General features: G+C 64.7%; 19 protein-coding genes and 1 other RNA gene. 9 read left to right on the forward strand and 11 right to left on the reverse strand.

The genetic code is table 11. The features are described 5' to 3' along the window. Positions 1 to 145: 145 nt before the first annotated feature. From fba to tkt, 4 genes are all read right to left on the reverse strand, one after another. On the reverse strand, positions 146 to 1,213 hold the full coding sequence (fba, locus tag N2602_RS06225) for a class II fructose-bisphosphate aldolase (protein WP_025034030.1): 1,068 nt from the start codon (positions 1,211 to 1,213) through the stop codon (positions 146 to 148). 40 nt (positions 1,214 to 1,253) lie between these two features. After that, positions 1,254 to 2,450, reverse strand: coding sequence for a phosphoglycerate kinase (locus N2602_RS06230; protein ID WP_260382074.1), 1,197 nt, complete (start codon positions 2,448 to 2,450; stop codon positions 1,254 to 1,256). Positions 2,451 to 2,597: 147 nt separating this feature from the next. Next, positions 2,598 to 3,605, reverse strand: a complete 1,008-nt coding sequence (gene gap / locus N2602_RS06235; protein WP_172784841.1) for a type I glyceraldehyde-3-phosphate dehydrogenase — start codon at positions 3,603 to 3,605, stop codon at positions 2,598 to 2,600. A gap of 148 nt (positions 3,606 to 3,753) precedes the next feature. After that, positions 3,754 to 5,739, reverse strand: coding sequence for a transketolase (gene tkt, locus N2602_RS06240; RefSeq protein WP_260382075.1), 1,986 nt, complete (start codon positions 5,737 to 5,739; stop codon positions 3,754 to 3,756). 371 nt (positions 5,740 to 6,110) lie between these two features. On the opposite strand from tkt, the gene N2602_RS06245 reads away from it, so the two are divergent. From N2602_RS06245 to N2602_RS06265, 5 genes are all read left to right on the forward strand, one after another. Next, the gene (locus N2602_RS06245) at positions 6,111 to 6,431 is read left to right on the forward strand and encodes a DUF4164 domain-containing protein (protein WP_020608063.1); all 321 of its coding nucleotides are present in this window, start codon (positions 6,111 to 6,113) and stop codon (positions 6,429 to 6,431) included. Further along, positions 6,428 to 6,811 (forward strand): cell division protein ZapA, encoded by a 384-nt coding sequence (locus N2602_RS06250; RefSeq protein ID WP_035998340.1) that lies wholly within the window; start codon positions 6,428 to 6,430, stop codon positions 6,809 to 6,811. Before N2602_RS06245 ends, N2602_RS06250 begins: the two co-directional genes overlap by 4 nt. Positions 6,812 to 7,104: 293 nt before the next feature. Then, a non-coding RNA gene (ssrS, locus tag N2602_RS06255) (6S RNA) lies at positions 7,105 to 7,265 on the forward strand. A gap of 200 nt (positions 7,266 to 7,465) precedes the next feature. Beyond that, positions 7,466 to 8,062, forward strand: coding sequence for a 5-formyltetrahydrofolate cyclo-ligase (locus tag N2602_RS06260; protein WP_212254211.1), 597 nt, complete (start codon positions 7,466 to 7,468; stop codon positions 8,060 to 8,062). Further along, a complete protein-coding gene (locus N2602_RS06265) occupies positions 8,040 to 8,864 on the forward strand; it encodes a TIGR00282 family metallophosphoesterase (RefSeq protein ID WP_212254212.1) in 825 nt (274 codons plus the stop codon). Before N2602_RS06260 ends, N2602_RS06265 begins: the two co-directional genes overlap by 23 nt. 137 nt (positions 8,865 to 9,001) lie before the next feature. On the opposite strand, the gene N2602_RS06270 is transcribed toward N2602_RS06265, so the two are convergent. The 7 genes from N2602_RS06270 to N2602_RS06300 form a co-directional block, all read right to left on the reverse strand. Next, positions 9,002 to 9,142 carry a hypothetical protein gene (locus tag N2602_RS06270; protein ID WP_260382076.1) on the reverse strand — a complete coding sequence of 47 codons (141 nt, stop codon included), beginning with the start codon at positions 9,140 to 9,142 and terminating at the stop codon, positions 9,002 to 9,004. Positions 9,143 to 9,332: 190 nt separating this feature from the next. After that, the gene (locus tag N2602_RS06275; RefSeq protein WP_260382077.1) at positions 9,333 to 9,512 is read right to left on the reverse strand and encodes a hypothetical protein; all 180 of its coding nucleotides are present in this window, start codon (positions 9,510 to 9,512) and stop codon (positions 9,333 to 9,335) included. Then, positions 9,505 to 9,723, reverse strand: coding sequence for a hypothetical protein (locus N2602_RS06280; protein WP_260382078.1), 219 nt, complete (start codon positions 9,721 to 9,723; stop codon positions 9,505 to 9,507). The genes N2602_RS06275 and N2602_RS06280 overlap by 8 nt, the downstream gene beginning before the upstream one ends. 311 nt (positions 9,724 to 10,034) lie before the next feature. Continuing rightward, entirely contained in the window at positions 10,035 to 11,480 is a 1,446-nt protein-coding gene (locus tag N2602_RS06285) for an IS1182 family transposase (protein WP_260383615.1), read from the reverse strand. A gap of 322 nt (positions 11,481 to 11,802) precedes the next feature. After that, positions 11,803 to 12,939 carry a DSD1 family PLP-dependent enzyme gene (locus N2602_RS06290; RefSeq protein WP_260382079.1) on the reverse strand — a complete coding sequence of 379 codons (1,137 nt, stop codon included), beginning with the start codon at positions 12,937 to 12,939 and terminating at the stop codon, positions 11,803 to 11,805. Between the two features lie 276 nt (positions 12,940 to 13,215). Then, a complete protein-coding gene (locus tag N2602_RS06295) occupies positions 13,216 to 14,640 on the reverse strand; it encodes a methyl-accepting chemotaxis protein (protein ID WP_260382080.1) in 1,425 nt (474 codons plus the stop codon). Between the two features lie 120 nt (positions 14,641 to 14,760). Further along, positions 14,761 to 16,509 (reverse strand): methyl-accepting chemotaxis protein, encoded by a 1,749-nt coding sequence (locus N2602_RS06300; protein WP_260382081.1) that lies wholly within the window; start codon positions 16,507 to 16,509, stop codon positions 14,761 to 14,763. A gap of 219 nt (positions 16,510 to 16,728) precedes the next feature. On the opposite strand from N2602_RS06300, the gene N2602_RS06305 reads away from it, so the two are divergent. The 4 genes from N2602_RS06305 to ruvB all read left to right on the forward strand — a co-directional run bounded on the left by N2602_RS06305 (position 16,729) and on the right by ruvB (position 19,902). After that, positions 16,729 to 17,475, forward strand: coding sequence for a YebC/PmpR family DNA-binding transcriptional regulator (locus N2602_RS06305; protein WP_126261898.1), 747 nt, complete (start codon positions 16,729 to 16,731; stop codon positions 17,473 to 17,475). Positions 17,476 to 17,705: 230 nt separating this feature from the next. Next, entirely contained in the window at positions 17,706 to 18,233 is a 528-nt protein-coding gene (ruvC, locus tag N2602_RS06310) for a crossover junction endodeoxyribonuclease RuvC (protein ID WP_260382082.1), read from the forward strand. Beyond that, positions 18,230 to 18,847: a Holliday junction branch migration protein RuvA gene (gene ruvA, locus N2602_RS06315; RefSeq protein WP_260382083.1), complete on the forward strand. Its 618-nt coding sequence runs from the start codon at positions 18,230 to 18,232 to the stop codon at positions 18,845 to 18,847. Before ruvC ends, ruvA begins: the two co-directional genes overlap by 4 nt. Next, positions 18,844 to 19,902 carry a Holliday junction branch migration DNA helicase RuvB gene (gene ruvB / locus N2602_RS06320; protein ID WP_260382084.1) on the forward strand — a complete coding sequence of 353 codons (1,059 nt, stop codon included), beginning with the start codon at positions 18,844 to 18,846 and terminating at the stop codon, positions 19,900 to 19,902. The genes ruvA and ruvB overlap by 4 nt, the downstream gene beginning before the upstream one ends. The last annotated feature ends 95 nt before the right edge of the window (positions 19,903 to 19,997 follow it).

Genomic DNA, 19,997 nt, shown 5'->3' on the forward strand with positions numbered 1-19,997 from the left:
GCCGGATTTTGCGCGCAGCGTAAAATCCGGGTGAGGGGGACTCTCCGCGAGTCCGTCTGTCACCAATTATGCGGAAACAGCCCCTCACCCCGCCCTCTCCCCGCAAGAGCGGGGCGAGGGGGACGAGAGAGCGTGCACGTGGCCCTCAAGCCACCTTGGGATCCAGCTCGCCCTTGGCGTAGCGCTTGGCCATCTCGGCGGTGGTCAGCACCTTCTTGATCTTGGAGGCCTGGCCTGCGGTGTTGAACTCCTGCAGGCGCTGCTTGCACAGCTTGGTCATCGCCTCCATCGCCGGCTTCAGGTACTTGCGCGGATCGAACTCTTCCGGGTTGTCCTTCAGCACTTTGCGGATCTGGCCGGTCATGGCCATGCGGTTGTCGGTGTCGATGTTGATCTTGCGCACGCCGTTCTTGATGCCGCGCTGGATCTCGGCCACCGGCACGCCCCAGGTCGGCTTCATCTTGCCGCCATAGGCGTTGATGATGTCCTGCAGGTCCTGCGGCACCGAGGAGGAGCCGTGCATGACGAGATGCGTGTTCGGCAGCTTGCGGTGGATCTCCTCGATCACATTCATGGCGAGGATGTCGCCGTCGGGCTTGCGGGTGAATTTGTAAGCACCGTGCGAGGTGCCCATCGCGATCGCGAGCGCGTCGACCTTGGTCTCCTGCACGAACTTCACGGCCTCGTCCGGATTGGTCAGCAGCTGGTCGTGGCTGAGCTTGCCTTCGGCGCCGTGGCCGTCTTCCTTGTCGCCCATTCCGGTTTCGAGCGAGCCGAGCACCCCGAGCTCACCCTCGACCGAGATGCCGCCGAGATGGGCCATGTCGGTCACGGTCTTGGTGACGCCGACATTGTAGCCCCAGTCGCCGGGGGTCTTGCCGTCGGCCTTGAGCGAGCCGTCCATCATGACGGAGGTGAAGCCGGCCTGGATCGCGGTCATGCAGGTCGCGGGCTCGTTGCCGTGGTCGAGATGCACGCAGACCGGAATGTGCGGATAGATTTCGGTCACCGCGTCCATCATGTGCTTGAGCATGACGTCGTTGGCGTAGGAGCGCGCACCGCGCGAGGCCTGGATGATGACGGGCGCATCGACCTGGTTGGCCGCGTCCATGATCGCCAGCGCCTGCTCCATGTTGTTGATGTTGAAGGCCGGTACGCCGTAATCGTTCTCCGCCGCGTGGTCGAGCAATTGACGTAACGTGATCCGAGCCATCTGTCTTTGTCTCCCGTTGGGGCCTGCAAGGGCCGCTTGATTACTTGCTACGCAGAACTTCAACGCCGGGCAGGGGCTTGCCTTCCATCCATTCAAGGAACGCGCCACCGGCGGTCGACACATAGGTGAAGTCACCGGCCACGTGGGCCTGGTTGAGTGCTGCGACGGTGTCGCCGCCGCCCGCGATCGAGATCAGCTTCTTGGCCTTGGTGCGTTCGGCGGCGTGCTTGGCGGCCGCGACCGTGCCGCGGTCGAACGGCTGCATCTCGAACGCGCCCAGCGGTCCGTTCCAGACCAGCGTCGCCGCATCGTCGATCGCGGCGTGGACGCGCGCAATCGATTGCGGGCCGACGTCGAGGATCATGCCGTCGGTCGGGATCGCGTCGAGCCCATAGGCATGCGACGGCGCGTTGGCGGCGAAGTGGTAGGCGACGGTGGCGTCGACAGGGAGGATGATGGCGCAATTGGCGGCGTCAGCCTTCTCCATGATGCGCAGCGCGGTCGGTGCGAGATCCTTCTCGGCCAGCGACTTGCCGACCGCAACGCCCTGCGCGTGCAGGAAGGTGTTGGCCATGCCGCCGCCGATCACGAGCGCGTCGACCTTGGTCACGAGGTTTTCCAAGAGGTCGATCTTGGTCGAGACCTTGGCGCCGCCGATGATGGCGATGACAGGCTTGGTCGGCGAGCCCAGCGCCTTCTCCAGCGCGTCCAGCTCGGCCTGCATGGTGCGGCCGGCATAGGCCGGCAGCTTGTGGCCGAGGCCTTCGGTCGAGGCGTGGGCGCGGTGCGCGGCCGAGAACGCGTCATTGACCCAGATGTCGCCGAGCTTAGCGAGCTCCGCGACGAAGCCGGGATCGTTCTTTTCTTCCTCTTTGTGGAAGCGGGTGTTTTCCAGACACAGGATGTCGCCGTCCTTCAGGTCGGCAACCGCCTTGGCCGCGGGCTCGCCGATGCAATCCTCGGCAAACGCAACGGGCTTCTTCACCACCTTCGCCAGCGCCTCGGCGACGGGCCTCAGCGAGTCCTTGGCGTCGCGGCCCTTCGGCCGGCCGAAATGCGCGAGCAGGATGACCTTGCCGCCCTTGTCCGCGATCTCGGTGATGGTCGGCGCAACGCGCTCGAGCCGGGTGGCGTCGGTGACGCGCCCGTTCTCCATGGGCACGTTGAGGTCGACGCGCAGCAGCACGCGCTTGCCCTTCACGTCGACGTCATCGAGGGTACGGAATTTGTTGGTCATCTCTCTTGTCCCGGGCGCTGCGATAGCAGCGGAGCGATGCGCTGCAGAACCGGGACCCACATGACAGCGAGTCCCGCGGTTGAATGGGCTCCGGCTTTGCGGAGCAGCGCTTGCGCGCTGCACCGCAGCCGGGACACGAGACCCTGATCAGATCACCTTCGCCAGCGCGACGGCGGTGTCCGCCATGCGGTTCGAGAAGCCCCACTCGTTGTCGTACCAGGACATCACGCGCACCAACGTGCCGTTCTGCACCTTGGTCTGGTCCTCGTGGAAGGTCGAGGAGTGCGGGTCGTGGTTGAAGTCGATCGAGACGTTGGGCGCGCTGGTGTAGCCGAGGATGCCCTTGAGCTGCTGCTCGCTGGCGCGCTTCATCGCCGCGTTGACTTCCTTGGCGTCGGTTGAGCGCTTGGCGACGATCTTGAGGTCGACGACCGAGACGTTCGGGGTCGGCACGCGGATCGCGACGCCGTCGAGCTTGCCCTTCAGCTCGGGCAGCACGAGGCCGATCGCTTTCGCGGCACCGGTCGAGGTCGGGATCATCGACATCGCAGCGGCGCGGCCGCGGTAGAGATCCTTGTGCAGCGTGTCCAGCGTCGGCTGGTCGCCGGTATAGGCGTGGATCGTGGTCATGAAGCCAGTCTCGATGCCGACGAGATCGTTCAGCACCTTGGCAACCGGCGCAAGGCAGTTGGTGGTGCAGCTGCCGTTGGAGACGACCAGATGATCCTTGGTCAGCGTGTCGTGGTTGACGCCGTAGACGATGGTGGCGTCGGCGCCGTCGGCGGGGGCGGAGACCAGCACGCGCTTGGCGCCGGCGGTCAGATGCGCGCTAGCCTTGTCCTTCGAGGTGAAGATGCCGGTGCATTCCAGCGCGATGTCGACGCCGAGATCCTTCCAGGGCAGCTTCGAGGGATCGCGCTCGGCGGTCACCTTGATCTTGCCGTTGCCGAGGCTGATGGAATCGCCATCGACGGTGACGGTGCCGGGGAAGCGGCCATGGACGCTGTCGAAGCGGAGGAGATGGGCGTTGGTCTCGACCGGGCCGAGGTCGTTGATGCCGACGACCTCGATATCCTTGCGGCCTGACTCGGCGATAGCCCGCAGGACGTTGCGGCCGATGCGGCCAAAACCGTTAATTCCGACGCGGACTACCATGTTTCGTCTCCTTCAATGACCGTTGTCATCCCGCACAACGCGCTATACGCGCCTGCGAGGGTTTTTTAGGGGCGGACGCCCGGTTCGGCCGGGCGGTGCTTGATCATATGGGAGATTAGGTAGTCCTTTTTTGCGGCAAGCTCAACTCTCAGGAAACGCGCTTCAGCACAGCGTTAACCGCGGCCTCGGCAGTAATGCCGAAATGCTTGTAAAGCTCCTTTGCGGGGCCGCTTTCGCCGAACGAATGCATGCCGATGAATTCGCCATCCTGGCCGATCACGGCATCCCAGCCCCAGCGCACCGCGGCCTCGATCGCAATCTTCACCGGCGCGTCGCCGATGATGGCGGCGCGCTTCGCCTCTGGTTGCGCTAACAACAGCTCGAGCGAGGGAACGGAGACAACGCGCGAGGCGACGCCGCGTTCCGCCAGCTGCTTCTGGGCCGCAACCGCGATCTCGACCTCGGAGCCGGAGGCGAACAGCGTCGCCTTGGCTTCGCCCTGGGCGGCGACCAGTTCATAGGCACCGGCCGCGCAAGGGTTATCGTTCGGTGCGGTGGTCCGCAGCTGCGGCAGGTTCTGCCGCGTGAGCGCCAGCACGGTCGGGCCGTCGACGCGGTTGAGCGCGAGCTCCCAGCACTCGGCGACTTCCATCGCATCGCAGGGACGGAACACGCGCATGTTGGGAATGGCTCTGAGCGCAGCGAGATGCTCGACCGGCTGATGGGTCGGGCCGTCTTCGCCGAGGCCGATCGAGTCATGGGTCATGACGTAAACGACGCCGGAGCCCATCAAGGCGGCAAGGCGCATTGCAGGCCGTGCGTAGTCGGTGAACACCAGGAAGGTCGCGCCGTTGGGCGCGAAGCCGCCATGCAGGAAAATTCCGTTCATCGCGGCGGCCATGCCGTGCTCGCGGATGCCGTAATGGATGAAGCGGCCCTTCGGCGTCTTGGCCGAGAAGGCGGTCGCCGACTTCGCCTTGTTGTTGTTGGAGCCGGTGAGGTCGGCCGAGCCGGCCAGGAATTCCATCGGCATGGCGCCGGCGATGACTTCGATCACGGCTTCCGAGGATTTGCGGGTTGCCGCAATCATCGGCTTTTCCAGCAGCTCCTTCTTGTAAGCGCGCACGGCCTTTGCCAGCGAGGCCGGACGCTCATGACGCAGGCGACGCTCGAACTCGGCGCGCTTGCGGCTGCCGAGTTCGCCGAGGCGTGCTTCCCATTCCTGCCGCGCCGCGGCGCCGCGGTCGCCGGCTGCGCGCCAGGCCTTCAGCACGTCGTCGGCGACCGCGAACGGCTCGAGCGCGATGCCGAGATTTTCCTTGGCGGCCTTGAGCTCGTCGGCCCCGAGCGCCTCGCCGTGCACCTTGGAGGTGCCGGCCTTGTTCGGCGCGCCGAAGCCGATCGTGGTGCGGCAGGCGATCAGCGTCGGCTTGTTGGATTTCTTCGCGCGCGTGATGGCGTCGGCGATCGCCGCCTGGTCCTGGCCGTCGATCTTCTCGGCAGCCCAGCCCGCCGACTTGAAGCGCTTCACCTGGTCGACGGAATCGGCGATCGAGGTCGGGCCGTCGATCGAGATGCCGTTGTCGTCATAGAGCACTATCAGCTTGTTGAGCTTCCAGTGGCCGGCCATCGCGATCGCTTCCTGCGATACGCCTTCCATCAGGTCGCCGTCGGAGGCGAGCACATAGGTGTGGTGGTCGACGATCTTCTTGCCGAACTCGGCCGCCAGCATCTTCTCGGCCAGCGCCATGCCGACCGCCGTCGAGATGCCCTGGCCGAGGGGGCCGGTGGTGGTCTCGATGCCGTTGGTGCGGAAGTTCTCGGGATGGCCGGGGGTCAGCGAGTCGACCTGGCGGAACTGCTTGATCTGGTCCAGCGTCATCTCGGCATTGCCGGTGAGATACAGCAGCGAATAGAGCAGCATCGAGCCGTGTCCGGCCGAGAGCACGAAGCGGTCGCGGTCCGGCCAGGCGGGCGCGGCGGCATCGAATTTCAGGAACTGCGTGAACAGCACGGTGGCGATGTCGGCGGCGCCCATCGGCAGGCCGGGATGGCCCGATTTCGCCTTCTCGACAGCGTCCATCGAAAGGCCGCGGATCGCGTTGGCCATACGGGTGTGATCGACCTGCGTCATGTCTGAAAATCCGTCTGAAAAGAGGCGCTTGGCGATGGTTGCCCGCGCGGGGAGGAGCCTGGCGGCCACTGAAGGTCGGGGCTGGGATAGCACCTCGGTTCCGGGAGTCCAAGGCAATCAAACGCCGGTTTGGCCGCAAAAGTTGCCCATGTGGACATCGGTTTCCGCTCGGATCGCGCCGGGCGGAATGGACGGATCATCACGATGTCATCCCGATAGATCGGTGCATAGTTTTGCGGCGGCGTTGCGCTTGGCTAGCTTGCCACGTAAATTTCTGCTTCTAACCGCTTGCCGAACCGAGTCTTTTGCCGGACGGCAAGCTCCAGGGAAAGGCCACTGGGCAAAGGCCGCCAGGTTCCGCCGCTAGCTGCATGAACGATCGCGTATCCAACAGTTCCGCCATGACGGAGTCTTCCGCCGTCGAGATCGAGATTGCGACCCGCAGACTGATGGCGGCGCTCGACGCGCTCGAAAGTGCGGTGGAGCGGCGGCGCGACGCCGATCGCGACGAGAACGAGCTTGCGGCGCGAATCCAGGCGCTCGGCGCGGATCGCTCGCGTCTTGCCGACGAGCTCGACGGTGCGCTGGTGAAGGCACGCAAGCTCGAGCGCACCAATCGCGAGATCTCCGACCGGCTGGATTCCGCGATCGTCACGATACGCTCGGTGCTCGATACCGGAGAGGACGGATGAGCCACATCAACGTCACCATCAATGGCCGGCAATACCGCATGGCCTGCGAGGAGGGCCAGGAGGTACGGCTGCTCAAGCTCGCCGAAACGCTGGAGACGCGTATCCAGTCGCTGCGCGGAAAATTCGGCGAGATCGGCGATGCGCGGCTCACCGTGATGGCCGCGCTGACCGTCTGCGACGAGCTGATCGACACCACCAACCGCGTCCGCACCCTCGAGCAGGAATTGACCGAGCTCAGGGATTTCCGCAACGCCGCCGTCGAGCGCGCCCGCATGACGCAGACCGCGGTGGTGAACGCGCTCAATGCCGCCGCCGAGCGCATCGAGAAGTCGACGCAGGTGCTGAACCGGACGGTAGGCAACGGCATCGCGATCGGCTGAAGCTCTTCGGAAGACTCGACCAAATTGTTAGGCTCGACGGGGCCGCGCGCCTTACCCTCCCCTGGAGGGGGAGGGTCGATCGCGCGCAGCGCGAGCGGGGTGGGGTGATCTCTCCCCACGGGCACTGTTCGAGTGGAGAGACCGTCACCCCACCCCGTCTCACATTTCGCTGCGCTCCATGTGAGCCGACCCACGGGCGAGCTTCGCTCGTCCCGGACCCCTCCAGGGGAGGGTAAGAAAGCCCCCCGCTCGTCGCACTGGCGATTCGTCAGTATCGTTGTTACATTGGCGGCGCGAGGCTGCGACGTGCGTCAGGAGCCATATATCCCCGGGGCCTTATCGATCCTTTAGGGAACTGTCCCTGGCCGGGCCCGTGGGCTCGGACATATGGTGCCCACCTACTTTCGTAGGGAACTCCGGGATCGAGTGCTTCAACGGCGTCCGCGGCTTCGCACTTTTGTTTGCTTGGTTGCCTGTCGATTCGTGCCTGTCGAAATGACTGCGGCAAATCAGTAGGTGTCATGCCCCGCGCAGGCGGGGCATCCAGTACGCCGCGGCCTTTGTGTGAATCACCACTGCCTCTGGAATACTGGATCACCCGCACCAGTGCGCAAGGGCGCACAAGGCGGGTGATGACGTGGGGGACCAAAGCGCATGTCGAACTCCAAAGCCGAGCTCCGAGCCAAGGCCCTCGCCAAGCGCGATGCGCTGAGCGAGAAGAAGCGCGCCACTGCCGCCGCAAAGCTCGCCAAGCGCGGGCTGCCGTTCACGCTGCTGCCGGGCAGCATCGTCTCCGGCTATTCGCCGATCCGCAGCGAGATCGATCCGATGCCGCTGCTCACGAAGCTCGCGGAAGAGGGCGCCAGGCTGGCGCTGCCCTGCGTCACTGCGCGCGGCCAGTCGCTGATCTTCCGTCTCTTCCATCCGAACGACCGCCTGATGCTCGGCCCGCTCGGCATTCCCGAGCCGTCGCCGGCAGCAGCCGAAGTCATTCCCGACATCATGCTGACGCCGCTCGCCGCCTTCGACCGCCTCGGCCATCGCATCGGTTATGGCGCGGGCCATTACGATTTCACCTTCGCGCATTTGCGCAAAGCCAAGCACATCGTCGGCATCGGCCTTGCGTTTGCAGCGCAGGAGATCGAGGCGGTTCCGGCACTATCCCACGACGTGGCGCTGGATTATGTGCTAACGGAATCGGACGTGTTCGATTTCCGGAGTTCTGAAGTTGCGAATTCTCTTCGTGGGTGATGTCGTCGGCCGTAGCGGGCGCGAGGCCGTCTCCGAATATCTGCCCGGCATGGTCAAGGACTGGTCGCTCGATCTCGTCGTCGTCAACGGCGAGAATTCGGCCGGCGGCTTCGGCATCACGGAAGCGATCTACCGGGAGTTTCTCGAGGCCGGCGCCGATGCGGTGACGCTCGGCAATCACTCCTGGGACCAGCGCGAGGCCCTCGTCTTCATCGAGCGCGCCGACCGCCTGGTGCGCCCCGCCAACTATCCGCGCGGCACGCCCGGCCGCGGCGCCGCCTTGGTCGAGACCAAGAACGGCAAGCATGCCCTCGTCGTCAACGCGCTTGGCCGCGTCTTCATGACCCCGTTCGACGATCCCTTCGCCGCGCTCGAGCGCGAGTTGGGGGCCTGTCCGCTCGGTGTGGCCGCCGACGCCATCGTCGTCGATTTCCATTGCGAGGCGAGCAGCGAGAAGCAGGGCATCGGCTTCTTCTGCGACGGCCGCGCCAGCCTCGTCGTCGGCACGCACACCCATGTGCCGACCGCCGACCACCAGATCCTCGCAGGCGGCACCGCCTACATGACCGACGCCGGCATGACCGGCGATTACGATTCCATCATCGGCATGCAGAAGGAAGAACCGCTGCGCCGGTTCACATCAGGAATTCCGTCGAGCCGCTTCGAGCCCGCCGCAGGCGCCGCGACGCTCAGCGGCGTCGCCGTGGAGACGGATGATGCGACGGGGCTCGCGCTGAAGGTCGCCCCGGTGCGCGTCGGTGGAAGGCTGGAGCCGACAACGCCGAAGTTCTGGTTGAGTTGAAGCGCGAAGCCAAATCACACGGTGTCGTCCCCAAACGATTATATCAACTTTGCCCTCAGCAGCGGACATCGACGGGCAACCAAGGGGCATCCGCTTTGGGCCAGCAGCGGACTCTCGCGCCGAACTGAGGCAGTCCTCTAGTTCATGTTGGATTTTAGCTTTTCAACGAGCTCGCGTTGCTCCTCGATGTCCGCACGGATCATCTCACGCATCTCCTCTAGCGGAGAGAGCTTGTTGTTGTCGGCAATCGGCTTCTTTGGCGGCCGCTTTTCGATCATGGAAAACCCTTTACGCTTACTTCGCCTTTACGTTCCGAGCCAGGTCGTCCTGGCCTTCCGCTAGCTTGTCATAAGCGTCGGCCATCCGGCTATATTGAGCACTCGTCTCCGGGTCTTTCATCAGATCGCTCTTGGCTCGGAATTCTTCGGCTTGGTCGCGGTACCGCTTTGCGTTCGCTGAATAGTCCATCTAATCGCGATCTTCCCGGTACGCTTTGCTTTCCGTCCGATACATCGCGTTCTCCATCACGCTGAGGCGAAGTGCCTCGCGACGATGCAGCTGTTCGGCCTGCAAGTCGAGCTTTGTCTTTTGAAGAGCTTGGCTCTCTTCGATGGCTAGCTGAGCACGATCAAACAGCGGATCATTCATCCCGAGACAATGCCTGCGGCAAACTTCCGTTGCTATGTCCTATGTTATCTTCCTTATTTTGTCTCGGAAAAGGCTTGTAGGTCTCACGGCCGAGGAAGGTATCGGGCGTCGACTGCCTCAACACCTCCATAGCCTCGCGAACGGCCTCTCGCGCCATTTCGATGTGCGCGGCATCGCTTTGCAATGGGTAATGAACTCGACGGATCGGCATGGCGTGCTCCCTGTCTTGCAGGCGGGAGCACAGAAGCGTCTCTCAGCCATCGACGCCTACGGGCAGAGCCACGGCCGATGATGGGGAACAATTATCATAGCGGCCTAAAGGTTCCACGGAATCTCTATCCGGCACGGCCGAATCACGGCGTATTCCGCTTGGGGTCTTGGTTGTGTGCAAACGGATGGTCGGCACGCGGCCGTGGTCGCCAATCACTGCAGGCGGCTGAGGTTCTCGCGTCGGATCGCCCAATGACGGCCAAAGCGGGCATCGCGAGGCGGTATTGCGCTTTTGGACGTACTTTCCGGCCTTCAGACGGCGCGGATGGCTGCAATCAGGCGCGGTTTGCCGACGATGTTCATCACCCGCGTGAGGTTATAAGCGAGAACATGCAGCGCCATCTCAGCGGCAACATTCCGTAAGCGCTTCATCAGGAAGTGGGTCGCACCCATACGGGCTTTGATCGTGCCGAAGGGATGCTCGACCGTCTCGCGCCGCGTCCGCATGGCTTTGGGATTGGAATCGAGCCGTCTCTGGACCTCCTCGACTACATGTTCATGCTCCCAACGAGTGATGCGGCGCTCCTTGGATGGCGTACATTGGCTCTTGATTGCGCAGCCTTGGCACGCTGCTGTCGACCAGTAACGGCGCAGCGTCATTCCATGCTCGATGTTGGTATAGCGATAGGGCAGCAGTTGATCGGACGGGCAGCGGTAGACGTCCTCATCAGACAGGTAGGCGAAGTCCTGTTTGCCGAACCGACCCTCCGCCTTGGCGTTCGACGTCATGGGCTTGGGCAGCGTGACTACAACGCCAGCCTCTTCGCAGGCCAATATCTCCTCTCCGTCGAAGTAGCCACGGTCGGCGACCGCCTCGAGTTTGTCCACTTCGAGCACTTCTTTGGCTTGCTTCGACATCCGAGCAAGCTGCCCACGGTCATTGCCGACGTTTATGACCTCATGCGTAACAATCAGATGGTGTTCGGTGTCCACCGCGACCTGGACATTGTAGCCGACGACACCCGATCCGCGTCCGCTGGTGGCCATCGAACGGGCATCCGGATCGGTCAGCGATATCTGTTGATCCGGCGTCTTGCGCATCTGCGCGTCAAGCACTTCCAGGCGGCTCATCTCCTGCTTCAGTCGAGCGATCTTTTCCTTGATCCTCGGTGTCTTGATGCTGATCGCTTCCGATGGCTCCTGCCGATCGGCGCTATCCAGTTGACGCAGATATCGCCCGACGCTTTCCTCGATTTGCGCCATCCGCCTCGCCATCTTGGCATGCGTGAAGTTGCGATCGCGGTTGTTCACTGCCTTGAACTTGCTGCCATCGATTGCGACGCTTGGGGTCTGCAACAGGCCCATTTGCCGGCATAGCGCAACGAACTTCGCACAAACCTTCCGAAGCGCCGCACCATTGTCCTTCCGGAAATCGGCGATCGTCTTATGATCGGGAGCCAGGCGGCCGATCAGCCACATCACCTCGATATTGCGGCACGCCTCACGTTCCAGGCGGCGACTGGATTGCACCCGATTGAGATAACCGTAGATGTAAAGCTTCAGAAGGACTGCTGGATGATAGGAAGGCCGGCCCGTCTCCTTGGCGATCACACGCTCAAATCCCATTCCATGCAGGTCGAGCGCCTCGACAAACACGTCGATCACATGGACCGCATTGCCCTCGTCTACCCAATCCTCCAGACATTCCGGCAAGAGCGTCAGCTGGGATCTGTCCGCGCCTTCAACGAAGCGTCCCATCCGTATCCCCCCATTAGGAAACGGAGGAATCGTAACCGACTCGCGGCTTTTCACACAGCCAGGGTCATTTGCAGACGTTCCCAGCTGGGCAGGCCACGTCTGCTCGTCCTCGGAAACGGGCAGTCCCGAAATATGAGTGTACGCCTTGGTCCGCAATTGCGAACGAGGGGCCAGAACCCATAACCCCAAGCGCGTAGTTGCTTCGCAAAGCTTGTCACTCCGCGTCTTCGCCAAACCGATGCTGTGGCGTATGGGTCTCGGATCTGCGCTTCGCTTGTCCGTGGCGACGGCGGAGATCGTCGCGCGAAATCACGCGTCAATCTCAGGTGACCGCGCCCCGCGCCGCGACTGGCCAGAGTGCCTCCACGCGGGCATCCGGCGTGTTGAAGCCGCGCACACCGACATACCAGTCGTAGAGATTGACGGTCGGGTCGCAATGGCCGGGGATCAGCGTCACCTTGTCGCCGATCGCCAGTCGCGACGAAGCGCTGTCGAAATCGAGCAAGCCATGCTCGTCGGAGGGCCGATGATAGCGCAGGTCGGGCCGGCCCAGCACGACCGGAAATCCGCTGTCGTTCGAAAGGGCCTTGTGGCCGGCATCGATGACCGAGTGTTCGCCGGCGGCGGTGCTCATCACCGTCGCGATCACGAACAGCGCATGCTCGAACGGATTGGCGTTGCGTGCCCCGTCCGCGAGGTTCTTGGCGTAGTCGGCGTCCATGAAGATATAGGAGCCCGCCTGCAATTCGTTCCAGATGCCGCTCGCGCCTTCGAGCTCGAATGTGCCGGTTCCCGCACCTCCAATCGTCCGGCAGTGAAAGCCCGCGTCCTTGAGGACGCGCAGTGTCTCCGCGGTCGCGTTCGCGGCACCGGCGATGGCAGCGCGCCGCTCCTCCGGCGTGCGCAAATGCTGGGCAGAGCCGTGATAGGCCTGCAGGCCGCCGAACGACAGGAAGCGTGAAGCCGCCACCTGCCGCGCCAGGGTGGCCGCCGCCGGTCCCGGCCTGACACCGCAGCGACCGGCGCCGACGTCGATTTCGACCAGGACTTCGATTTGCGATCCTGCCCGCTCCGCGGCGTGCGATAGTTGCTCGACCATAATCGCATCGTCGACGCAAACGCTGATGCGTGCGTGGCGCGCGAGGCCTGCGAGCCGTTCCAGCTTCCGCAGGCCCACCACCTCATTGCTGACGAGCACGTCGCTCACCCCGCCCGCAACCAGGATCTCGGCCTCGGCGACCTTCTGGCAGCACATGCCGATTGCGCCGCGCGCGATCTGCTTGGCCGCTATGATCGGTGATTTGTGGGTCTTCGCATGCGGACGCAAGCGAACGCCGAGCTTGCCCACTGCCGCCGCCATCGTGTCGAGATTGCGCTCGAAGGCGTCGAGGTCGATGATCAGCGCCGGTGTATCGATCTCGGAAAACGGCGCGCCGATTTGGGCGGGTGGACAGGACATCGAAAAGCCAGCTTGCTGTGTTCGGGTTCGCGCGAATGCGCGGCGGCATTTCTACGGCAACGTCGGCCGCCGCACCAGTGCTGTCGGCTTTTGTGCTCGGCAGGCGGCGGGGAGAATCGCATCACAATTTCGGAATAATAGCATTCTACCCTGTTTTGCCCGACGAGTCAACGCGCGCCATGGCCTGCCGGCATAAGCCATTGATTCCGCCCACCCCGGCTACTGTGCATGGGGTTGTTTTCGAGCTTTTTGTTTTGAGGACGCCGGAGGCCCTCGTCAGCCCTGCCGAAAGCCCATCCGGAAGGCGCCCCAGTGCTTGCCGCGGATCATGATTGGCGAGGACAGGTCCTTCATCAGCACGAACTGCCCGCCGCCCATGTCGCGGCGGTAGGTTTGCAGCAGGAACGGCTTTGTGCTCGCTGCGACATTCTTCACCGCGCGGTCGGTGAACAGGCGGCGGTTGCGGCAATTGGCGTTGTTCCAGACCGGGTCCTTGCCCTGCGGCAGGCGGTAGTTCGGATTGTGCGTCGGCAGATAACCGCTCCTGGCCCAGGCGACGCAGAACACGATGCGCGGATCGGACTTCTGGATCGGGTCCTGGATCGCGGGCAGCACGCGGTCGGTGAACTCGACGTAGGCGGTGAGGTACTGCTTTGGATCGGTGCCGGGAATCTCGCGGTAGGTCTCGTCCATGAGCTGGTCGAGCGTGATCTCGCCGCGGTCAATCGCGGCCTCGAATTCCGCCGAGATCCGCTTCGCGGTGTCGATCACGACGCGGATCAGCGGTGCGTCCGACGTCTCCACGCCGCTGTCGGCGATCAGCGCGATCAGGCCTTCGGAGGTGTCGAGCAGCTTCGCCACCCGCTCGTCGGCGCTTCGGAGGTCGCGCGAGGAGAGGTCGACGCCCTTGGCGAGCTCATTGAGCTCGCTGATCACGGTGTCGCAGTGTCCGAGGTTCGAGGTCGCCGCGCGCGCGACGCCGTCGATCTCCGCTTCGACCGAGGCGAAGCCCTGCTGGACCCGCGAGATGATGCCGGAGATCGCTTGCGCACCTTCGCCGGCGGTCTTGGCGCGCTGCGAGGCGTCGCTGCTCTCGCCGATCAAGCCTTCGATCTGGCCGTCGAGATCGCGCACGGTGTCGGAGATCTCATGCGTGGCCTGACGCGTGGCCTCCGCGAGGTTCTTGACTTCGCTTGCGACCACCGCAAAGCCCCGGCCGGCAGTGCCGGCGCGCGCCGCCTCGATGGTGGCGTTGAGCGCAAGCAGATTGGTCTGCTTCGCGATCGCCTCGATCGAGCCGGAGACCTTCGTAACTTGCGCCAGCGCCGCGCCGACGGCGCTGAGGCGGGCCTCGATCCGCTCCACCGCGGCGACGAGCTCGGAGATGTGGCTGACCGCGGTGTCGACGGCGCCGCGCGACTGTGCGATCTCGCCGACTGCAGCCGACGTCGTGCTTTGCACCGCCTGCGAGGCGTTGGCGATGTCGTGGTTGGCCGAGACCATCGTCTCGGCCGTCTTCTGCAGATGGTGAAACCGTTCCGACTGGCTCGCGACGCGGTTGGCGACTTCCTGGACGTTGCCGGCGATATCGGCGAGCTCGACGCCGAGACCGCCGATGCGGTCGGCGAGCTGGTCGATCAGGCGTTCGGCGAGCGTCCGGTTGGACGCAGTGTCCAACACGGCAAGTTGGGCAAAGGACATGTACGGGCTCTCTCCAGTCGGAGCCGTTGATCGGCTCCTTGGCGGCATTCCGATTCCTAGCTCCGACCTTAGAGGATGATTCGCGCCCGGCGTCTTGCCCAGGAGTGCAGGCGCGGGGGGTTATAGCTTGTAGGCCGTGCGGAAGCCGCCCCAGTGCCGGCCCTGCACGCGGATCGGCACGTCGATCTCGCGCATCATCACCGTGTTGCCGTTGCCCATGTCGCGCGCATAGCTCTGGACCAGGTACGATCGCAGGTTGCGTGCGGCAGCTAACCCCGCCGGATCGTTGAAGATGCGCCGGTTGCGGCTGTTGGCCGTGTTCCAGGCGACGTCGCCGGGCCGCTGCGGATGCGAATAGATCTTGTTGTGCACCGGCAAAAAGCCGTTGCGGTCGACCATGGCGCAGAACGCCATCCGCGACTCCCTCGCCAGGAAGGCTTCCTGGAACGGCGGCAGGGCGCGGTCGGCCCAGTCGAGATATTTGGTGCGGTATTGCTGCGGGTTGGTGCCGGCAATCTCCACGTAGTCGGTGTCGAAGAGGTCTTCGATCTTGACCTCGCCGCGCGCAACCGCCTGCTCGAATATCTTCGTCAGCGCATTGCCTGCTTCCATGGCACGGGTGACGAGCTCGGTGTTCTCCTCATGGATCGACCAGAGCTTGTCCTCGATCTTCTCGTTGAGCGCGGCGGTGGCGCCGACGAATTGCGCGCGGGCGCCGGCCTTGGATTGCTCGACCACGCGCAGGCGGCAGGCGCCGATGTCCTCTAGGCTGCCTTCGACCGTGGCTTGCGTCGCGAGCCGGCTTGCGTCCGCGCCGCCGATCAGCACGCCCTCCATCGCGATTTCATAGACCGGCATCACGCTGCGCGCGGTCTCGAATCTGAGATGGCAGGGCAGCCGCTCGGTCTTGCGGCGGTCGTCGTGCTCGCTCTGGCGCAGCAGCACGGCGCAGCGCGATTTCAGCTTCTGGGCGAAGGTGGTGACGGCCTTGCCGGCGCTGGCGACGCTCTCGCCATGGGTCTCGGCAGCCTTGGTCGCCGCGTCGATCTCGGCCGCGCTCTCGCCGACCGAGATGATGAACTCGGAGGCGCTGGCGGCATTGCCCGAGACTTCGCTGGTGGTGGCGTTCTGCTCGGCGACCGCGCCGTTGACGGTGTCGAACACCGGGCGGATCGCCTCGATCGCCTGCGAGATGCGGTGCACCGCATCCGCCGAGCCGGCGGCGTCGCGCTGCAGCGCGTCGATCTTCTTTGTGATCTCCTCCGTCGCGCTCTGGGTCTGCACCGCGAGCGCCTTGACCTCGGTGGCGACGACGGCAAAGCCTTTTCCCGCGGCGCCCGCGCGCGCGGCCTCGATGGTCGAGTTGAGCGCGAGCAGCGTGGTTTGCCGCGCGATCTGCGCGATCAGGTTGACGACGTTGCCGATGGCGGCGGAGGATTCGCGCAGGCGGTCGACATTGGCGCGGGCTTCCTGCGCGGCGGCGCTGGCCTCGTCGGCGAGCTTGCCGGCCTCGCGGACCTGCGCGCCGATGCCTTGCGCGGATTGGGTGAACTTGTCGGCGGCATGGGCGAAGGTAGAGGCGGTCGATTGCGCCGCGTTGGTCCGGCCGGTCAGGGCGTCGGTGCGGTCGCGAATGGCGGCGAGCGTCGCGGCGGTCGCATCGGCTCCGCCGGCGACGGAATTGGCGGCGCGCTCGAGCTGGCGGATCATGGCGCCGAGCTCGAGTTCCAGCAATTCCAGGATTTCCCGGGCCGAATCACTTTCGGCGGTCGGGGCGGGTGCGGCAGGGGCCGCCGGCTGCGCAGCCTCCGGGGCTCCCGCGGGCGCGGCCGTGTCCGGCAGACGCTTCCGAAATAGTCCGAACGCCATCAGCTCTCTCTTGTCGGGGAACGGTCGGGCGCTATTTTCGCAAGTCGGAATGAAATCAGGGTTAACGGTGCCCGACGTCTAGGCAGGCGCCATTACGGCGGCTACCTTTACAGGGCTACCTTAGGAGCAGCCGAGCCCTTTGATTCCGGTGGGTTGGCGGCCTATAAGGCCGCGCTTCCCGCACTCACCTTGACGCACGCTTCCTTCACGAGACCAAGCATGGCCGGACATTCCCAATTCAAGAACATCATGCACCGCAAGGGGCGGCAGGATGCCCAGAAGTCGAAGCTGTTCGGCAAGCTGGCGCGGGAAATCACCGTCGCCGCCAAGCTGGGCACGCCCGACCCTGCCATGAACCCGCGCCTGCGCGCCGCCGTGATCGCCGCGCGCCAGGAGAACATGCCGAAGGACAATATCGAGCGCGCCATCAAGAAGGCGCTCGGCAGCGATGGCGAGAACTATGACGAGATCCGCTACGAGGGCTATGGCCCGGGCGGCGTCGCCGTCATCGTCGAGGCGCTGACCGACAACCGCAACCGCGCCGCCTCCGACATCCGCTCCTTCTTCACCAAGTCCGGCGGCAATCTCGGCGAAACCGGCTCGGTCTCCTTCATGTTCGACCGCACCGGCATCATCGAATACGACCGCAGCGTCGCCTCCGACGACGCGGTGCTGGACGCCGCGATCGAGGCCGGCGCAGACGACGTCGTTTCCGGCGAGGGTGGCCACGAGATCTACGCCTCGACCGAAGGCTATCGCGACGTTGCCAAGGCGCTGGAAGCCAAGTTCGGCGAGCCGCGCAAGGCCGCGCTGATCTGGAAGCCGCAGAACACGGTTGCGGTCGACGACGAGACCGGCGAGAAGCTCTTGAAGCTGATGGACCTGCTCAACGAGCACGACGACGTCCAGAACGTCTACGCCAATTTCGAGGTGTCGGACGCACTGATGGCGAAGATGGGCGGCTGATACCTCGCTCCGGATTCTGCTGTCGTCGCCCGGCTTGACCGGGCGACCCAGTATTCCAGAGACGCCAGAGGGATACGGATAAGCCGCGGCGTACTGGATACCCCGCTTTCGCGGGGTATGACGACGGAATGTGGAGTGGGCGGCGGTGCTCACCCGAGATACCCCACTTCCCCTGTTACTTCCGTTCTGTTTCTGTTTCCCCCGCCGCGGCCAGCCGCTATCACTGGCCCATGACTGCGCTCCCGATTCGTGGCCCCGTTCGCATCATCGGCATCGACCCCGGCCTGCGCCGCACCGGCTGGGGCGTGATCGAGGCTGAGGGCAATCGCCTGATCTACCTCGCCTGCGGCTCGGTGGAACCGCCGGACGATTTGCCGCTGGCGAGCCGGCTGCTCGCGATCCATGAAGGGCTTGCTTCCGTCCTCTCCAGCCACCAGCCGATGGAAGCCGCGGTCGAGCAGACTTTTGTCAACAAGGACGGCGTTGCGACGCTGAAGCTTGGCCAGGCCCGCGGCGTCGCCATGCTAGCGCCCGCAATGTTCGGCATTTCTGTCGCCGAATACGCGCCGAACCAGGTCAAGAAGACCGTGGTCGGCGCCGGCCACGCCGACAAGCAACAGATCGCGATGATGCTGAAGATCCTGCTGCCGAAGGCCGAGCCGCCGTCCGCGGACGCCGCCGACGCGCTCGCCATCGCCATCACCCACGCCCATCACCGCCAGAGCACCGCGCTGCGGCTGAAGGTGGTGGGGATATGATCGGCAAGCTGAAGGGGCTGATCGATTCTTACGGCGAGGACTTCGTCATCCTCGACGTCGGCGGCGTCGGCTATCAGGTGCACTGTTCCTCGCGCACTTTGCAGCATCTGCCCTCGCCAGGCGAAGCCGCGGTGCTGTCGATCGAGACCTATGTCCGCGAGGATCAAATCAAACTGTTCGGCTTCCGCACCGATCAGGAGCGCGAATGGTTTCGCCTGCTGCAGACCGTGCAGGGTGTCGGTGCCAAGGTCGCGCTCGCCGTGCTCGGCACGCTGTCGCCGGCCGATCTCGCCAATGCCATCGCGCTGCGCGACAAGGCCGCGGTGGCGCGCACGCCCGGCGTCGGCCCCAAGGTCGCCGAGCGCATCGTCACCGAATTGAAGGACAAGGCGCCGGCTTTTGCCAATGTCGATCCCGCCGTCGTGCATCTCGCCGGTGCCGTCGACGACCAGCGCGCGCCGCGCCCCGTCGCGGATGCGATCTCCGCGCTGATCAATCTCGGCTACGGCCAGCCGCAAGCCGCCGCTGCGATCGCCTCGGCCTCGCGCAGTGCGGGTGAGGGCGCCGAGACGGCGCAGCTGATCCGGCTCGGGCTGAAGGAGCTCGCGAAGTGAGCGACCCCAAAGCCAGCCGCATGGTTTCGCCCGAGCGCCGCAGCGACGATGTCGGCGACACCGCGCTGCGGCCGCAATCGCTGTCCGATTTCGTCGGCCAGCAGCAGGCGCGCAAGAATCTCTCGATCTTCATCGAGGCCGCGCGCAAGCGCGGCGAGGCGCTGGATCACGTGCTGTTCGTCGGTCCCCCCGGCCTCGGCAAGACCACGCTGGCGCAGATCGTGGCGAAAGAGCTTGGCGTCGGCTTTCGTGCCACATCGGGGCCGGTGATCGCCAAGGCCGGCGACCTCGCCGCGCTCCTCACCAACCTCGAAGAGCGCGACGTGCTCTTCATCGACGAGATCCATCGCCTCAGCCCGGCGGTGGAAGAGGTGCTCTATCCCGCGATGGAGGACTTTCAGCTCGACCTCATCATCGGCGAGGGCCCGGCAGCGCGATCGGTGAAGATCGAGCTGTCGAAATTCACCCTGGTCGGCGCCACCACGCGCGCCGGCCTTCTCACCAATCCCTTGCGTGACCGCTTCGGCATTCCGGTGCGGCTGAATTTCTATACGATCGAGGAATTGGAGAGCATCGTCAGCCGCGGCGCGCGCGTGCTCAACGTCGGCATGAGCGCGGACGGCGCCAACGAGATCGCGCGCCGCGCCCGCGGCACACCGCGCATCGCCGGCCGCCTGCTCCGCCGTGTGCGCGACTTCGCCTCCGCGGCCGATGCCGACAAGATCGACCGCAAGATCGCCGACCACGCGCTGAGCGCGCTCGAGGTCGATGCCGCCGGCTTGGACGCCATGGATCGCCGCTATCTCACGACCATCGCGCTCAACTATGGCGGCGGCCCGGTCGGCGTCGAAACCATGGCCGCGGCCTTGTCGGAGCCGCGCGATGCCATCGAGGACATCATCGAGCCCTATCTGATCCAGTGCGGCTATCTGCAGCGCACCCCGCGCGGCCGCCTGCTGACCTCGCACGCCTTCCGTCATCTCGGCATCGCCGAACCCTCGCGCGATGCGGCGGCGCAGTTCGGTCTGTTCGGCGCGGATGACAGCGACGAGTGATCTGCTGAACCGCGCGCCGTTCCGGCTTTGATGAATTTCCGTTAATCTCGTGCAAACGATCTGCACGAACGCACCCCAATTCCGCTCCAATCGGA

This window comes from Bradyrhizobium sp. NC92, from assembly GCF_025200865.1.
Lineage (GTDB): Bacteria > Pseudomonadota > Alphaproteobacteria > Rhizobiales > Xanthobacteraceae > Bradyrhizobium.

Bases quoted from the DNA above. Each gene is read 5' to 3' on its own strand.
- fba (WP_025034030.1), bottom strand. From the start codon at position 1,213: ATGGCTCGGATCACGTTACGTCAATTGCTCGACCACGCGGCGGAGAAC.
- N2602_RS06230 (WP_260382074.1), bottom strand. From the start codon at position 2,450: ATGACCAACAAATTCCGTACCCTCGATGACGTCGACGTGAAGGGCAAG.
- gap (WP_172784841.1), bottom strand. From the start codon at position 3,605: ATGGTAGTCCGCGTCGGAATTAACGGTTTTGGCCGCATCGGCCGCAAC.
- tkt (WP_260382075.1), bottom strand. From the start codon at position 5,739: ATGACGCAGGTCGATCACACCCGTATGGCCAACGCGATCCGCGGCCTT.
- N2602_RS06245 (WP_020608063.1), top strand. From the start codon at position 6,111: ATGAACGATCGCGTATCCAACAGTTCCGCCATGACGGAGTCTTCCGCC.
- N2602_RS06250 (WP_035998340.1), top strand. From the start codon at position 6,428: ATGAGCCACATCAACGTCACCATCAATGGCCGGCAATACCGCATGGCC.
- N2602_RS06260 (WP_212254211.1), top strand. From the start codon at position 7,466: ATGTCGAACTCCAAAGCCGAGCTCCGAGCCAAGGCCCTCGCCAAGCGC.
- N2602_RS06270 (WP_260382076.1), bottom strand. From the start codon at position 9,142: ATGATCGAAAAGCGGCCGCCAAAGAAGCCGATTGCCGACAACAACAAG.
- N2602_RS06275 (WP_260382077.1), bottom strand. From the start codon at position 9,512: ATGAATGATCCGCTGTTTGATCGTGCTCAGCTAGCCATCGAAGAGAGC.
- N2602_RS06280 (WP_260382078.1), bottom strand. From the start codon at position 9,723: ATGCCGATCCGTCGAGTTCATTACCCATTGCAAAGCGATGCCGCGCAC.
- N2602_RS06285 (WP_260383615.1), bottom strand. From the start codon at position 11,480: ATGGGACGCTTCGTTGAAGGCGCGGACAGATCCCAGCTGACGCTCTTG.
- N2602_RS06290 (WP_260382079.1), bottom strand. From the start codon at position 12,939: ATGTCCTGTCCACCCGCCCAAATCGGCGCGCCGTTTTCCGAGATCGAT.
- N2602_RS06295 (WP_260382080.1), bottom strand. From the start codon at position 14,640: ATGTCCTTTGCCCAACTTGCCGTGTTGGACACTGCGTCCAACCGGACG.
- N2602_RS06300 (WP_260382081.1), bottom strand. From the start codon at position 16,509: ATGGCGTTCGGACTATTTCGGAAGCGTCTGCCGGACACGGCCGCGCCC.
- N2602_RS06305 (WP_126261898.1), top strand. From the start codon at position 16,729: ATGGCCGGACATTCCCAATTCAAGAACATCATGCACCGCAAGGGGCGG.
- ruvC (WP_260382082.1), top strand. From the start codon at position 17,706: ATGACTGCGCTCCCGATTCGTGGCCCCGTTCGCATCATCGGCATCGAC.
- ruvA (WP_260382083.1), top strand. From the start codon at position 18,230: ATGATCGGCAAGCTGAAGGGGCTGATCGATTCTTACGGCGAGGACTTC.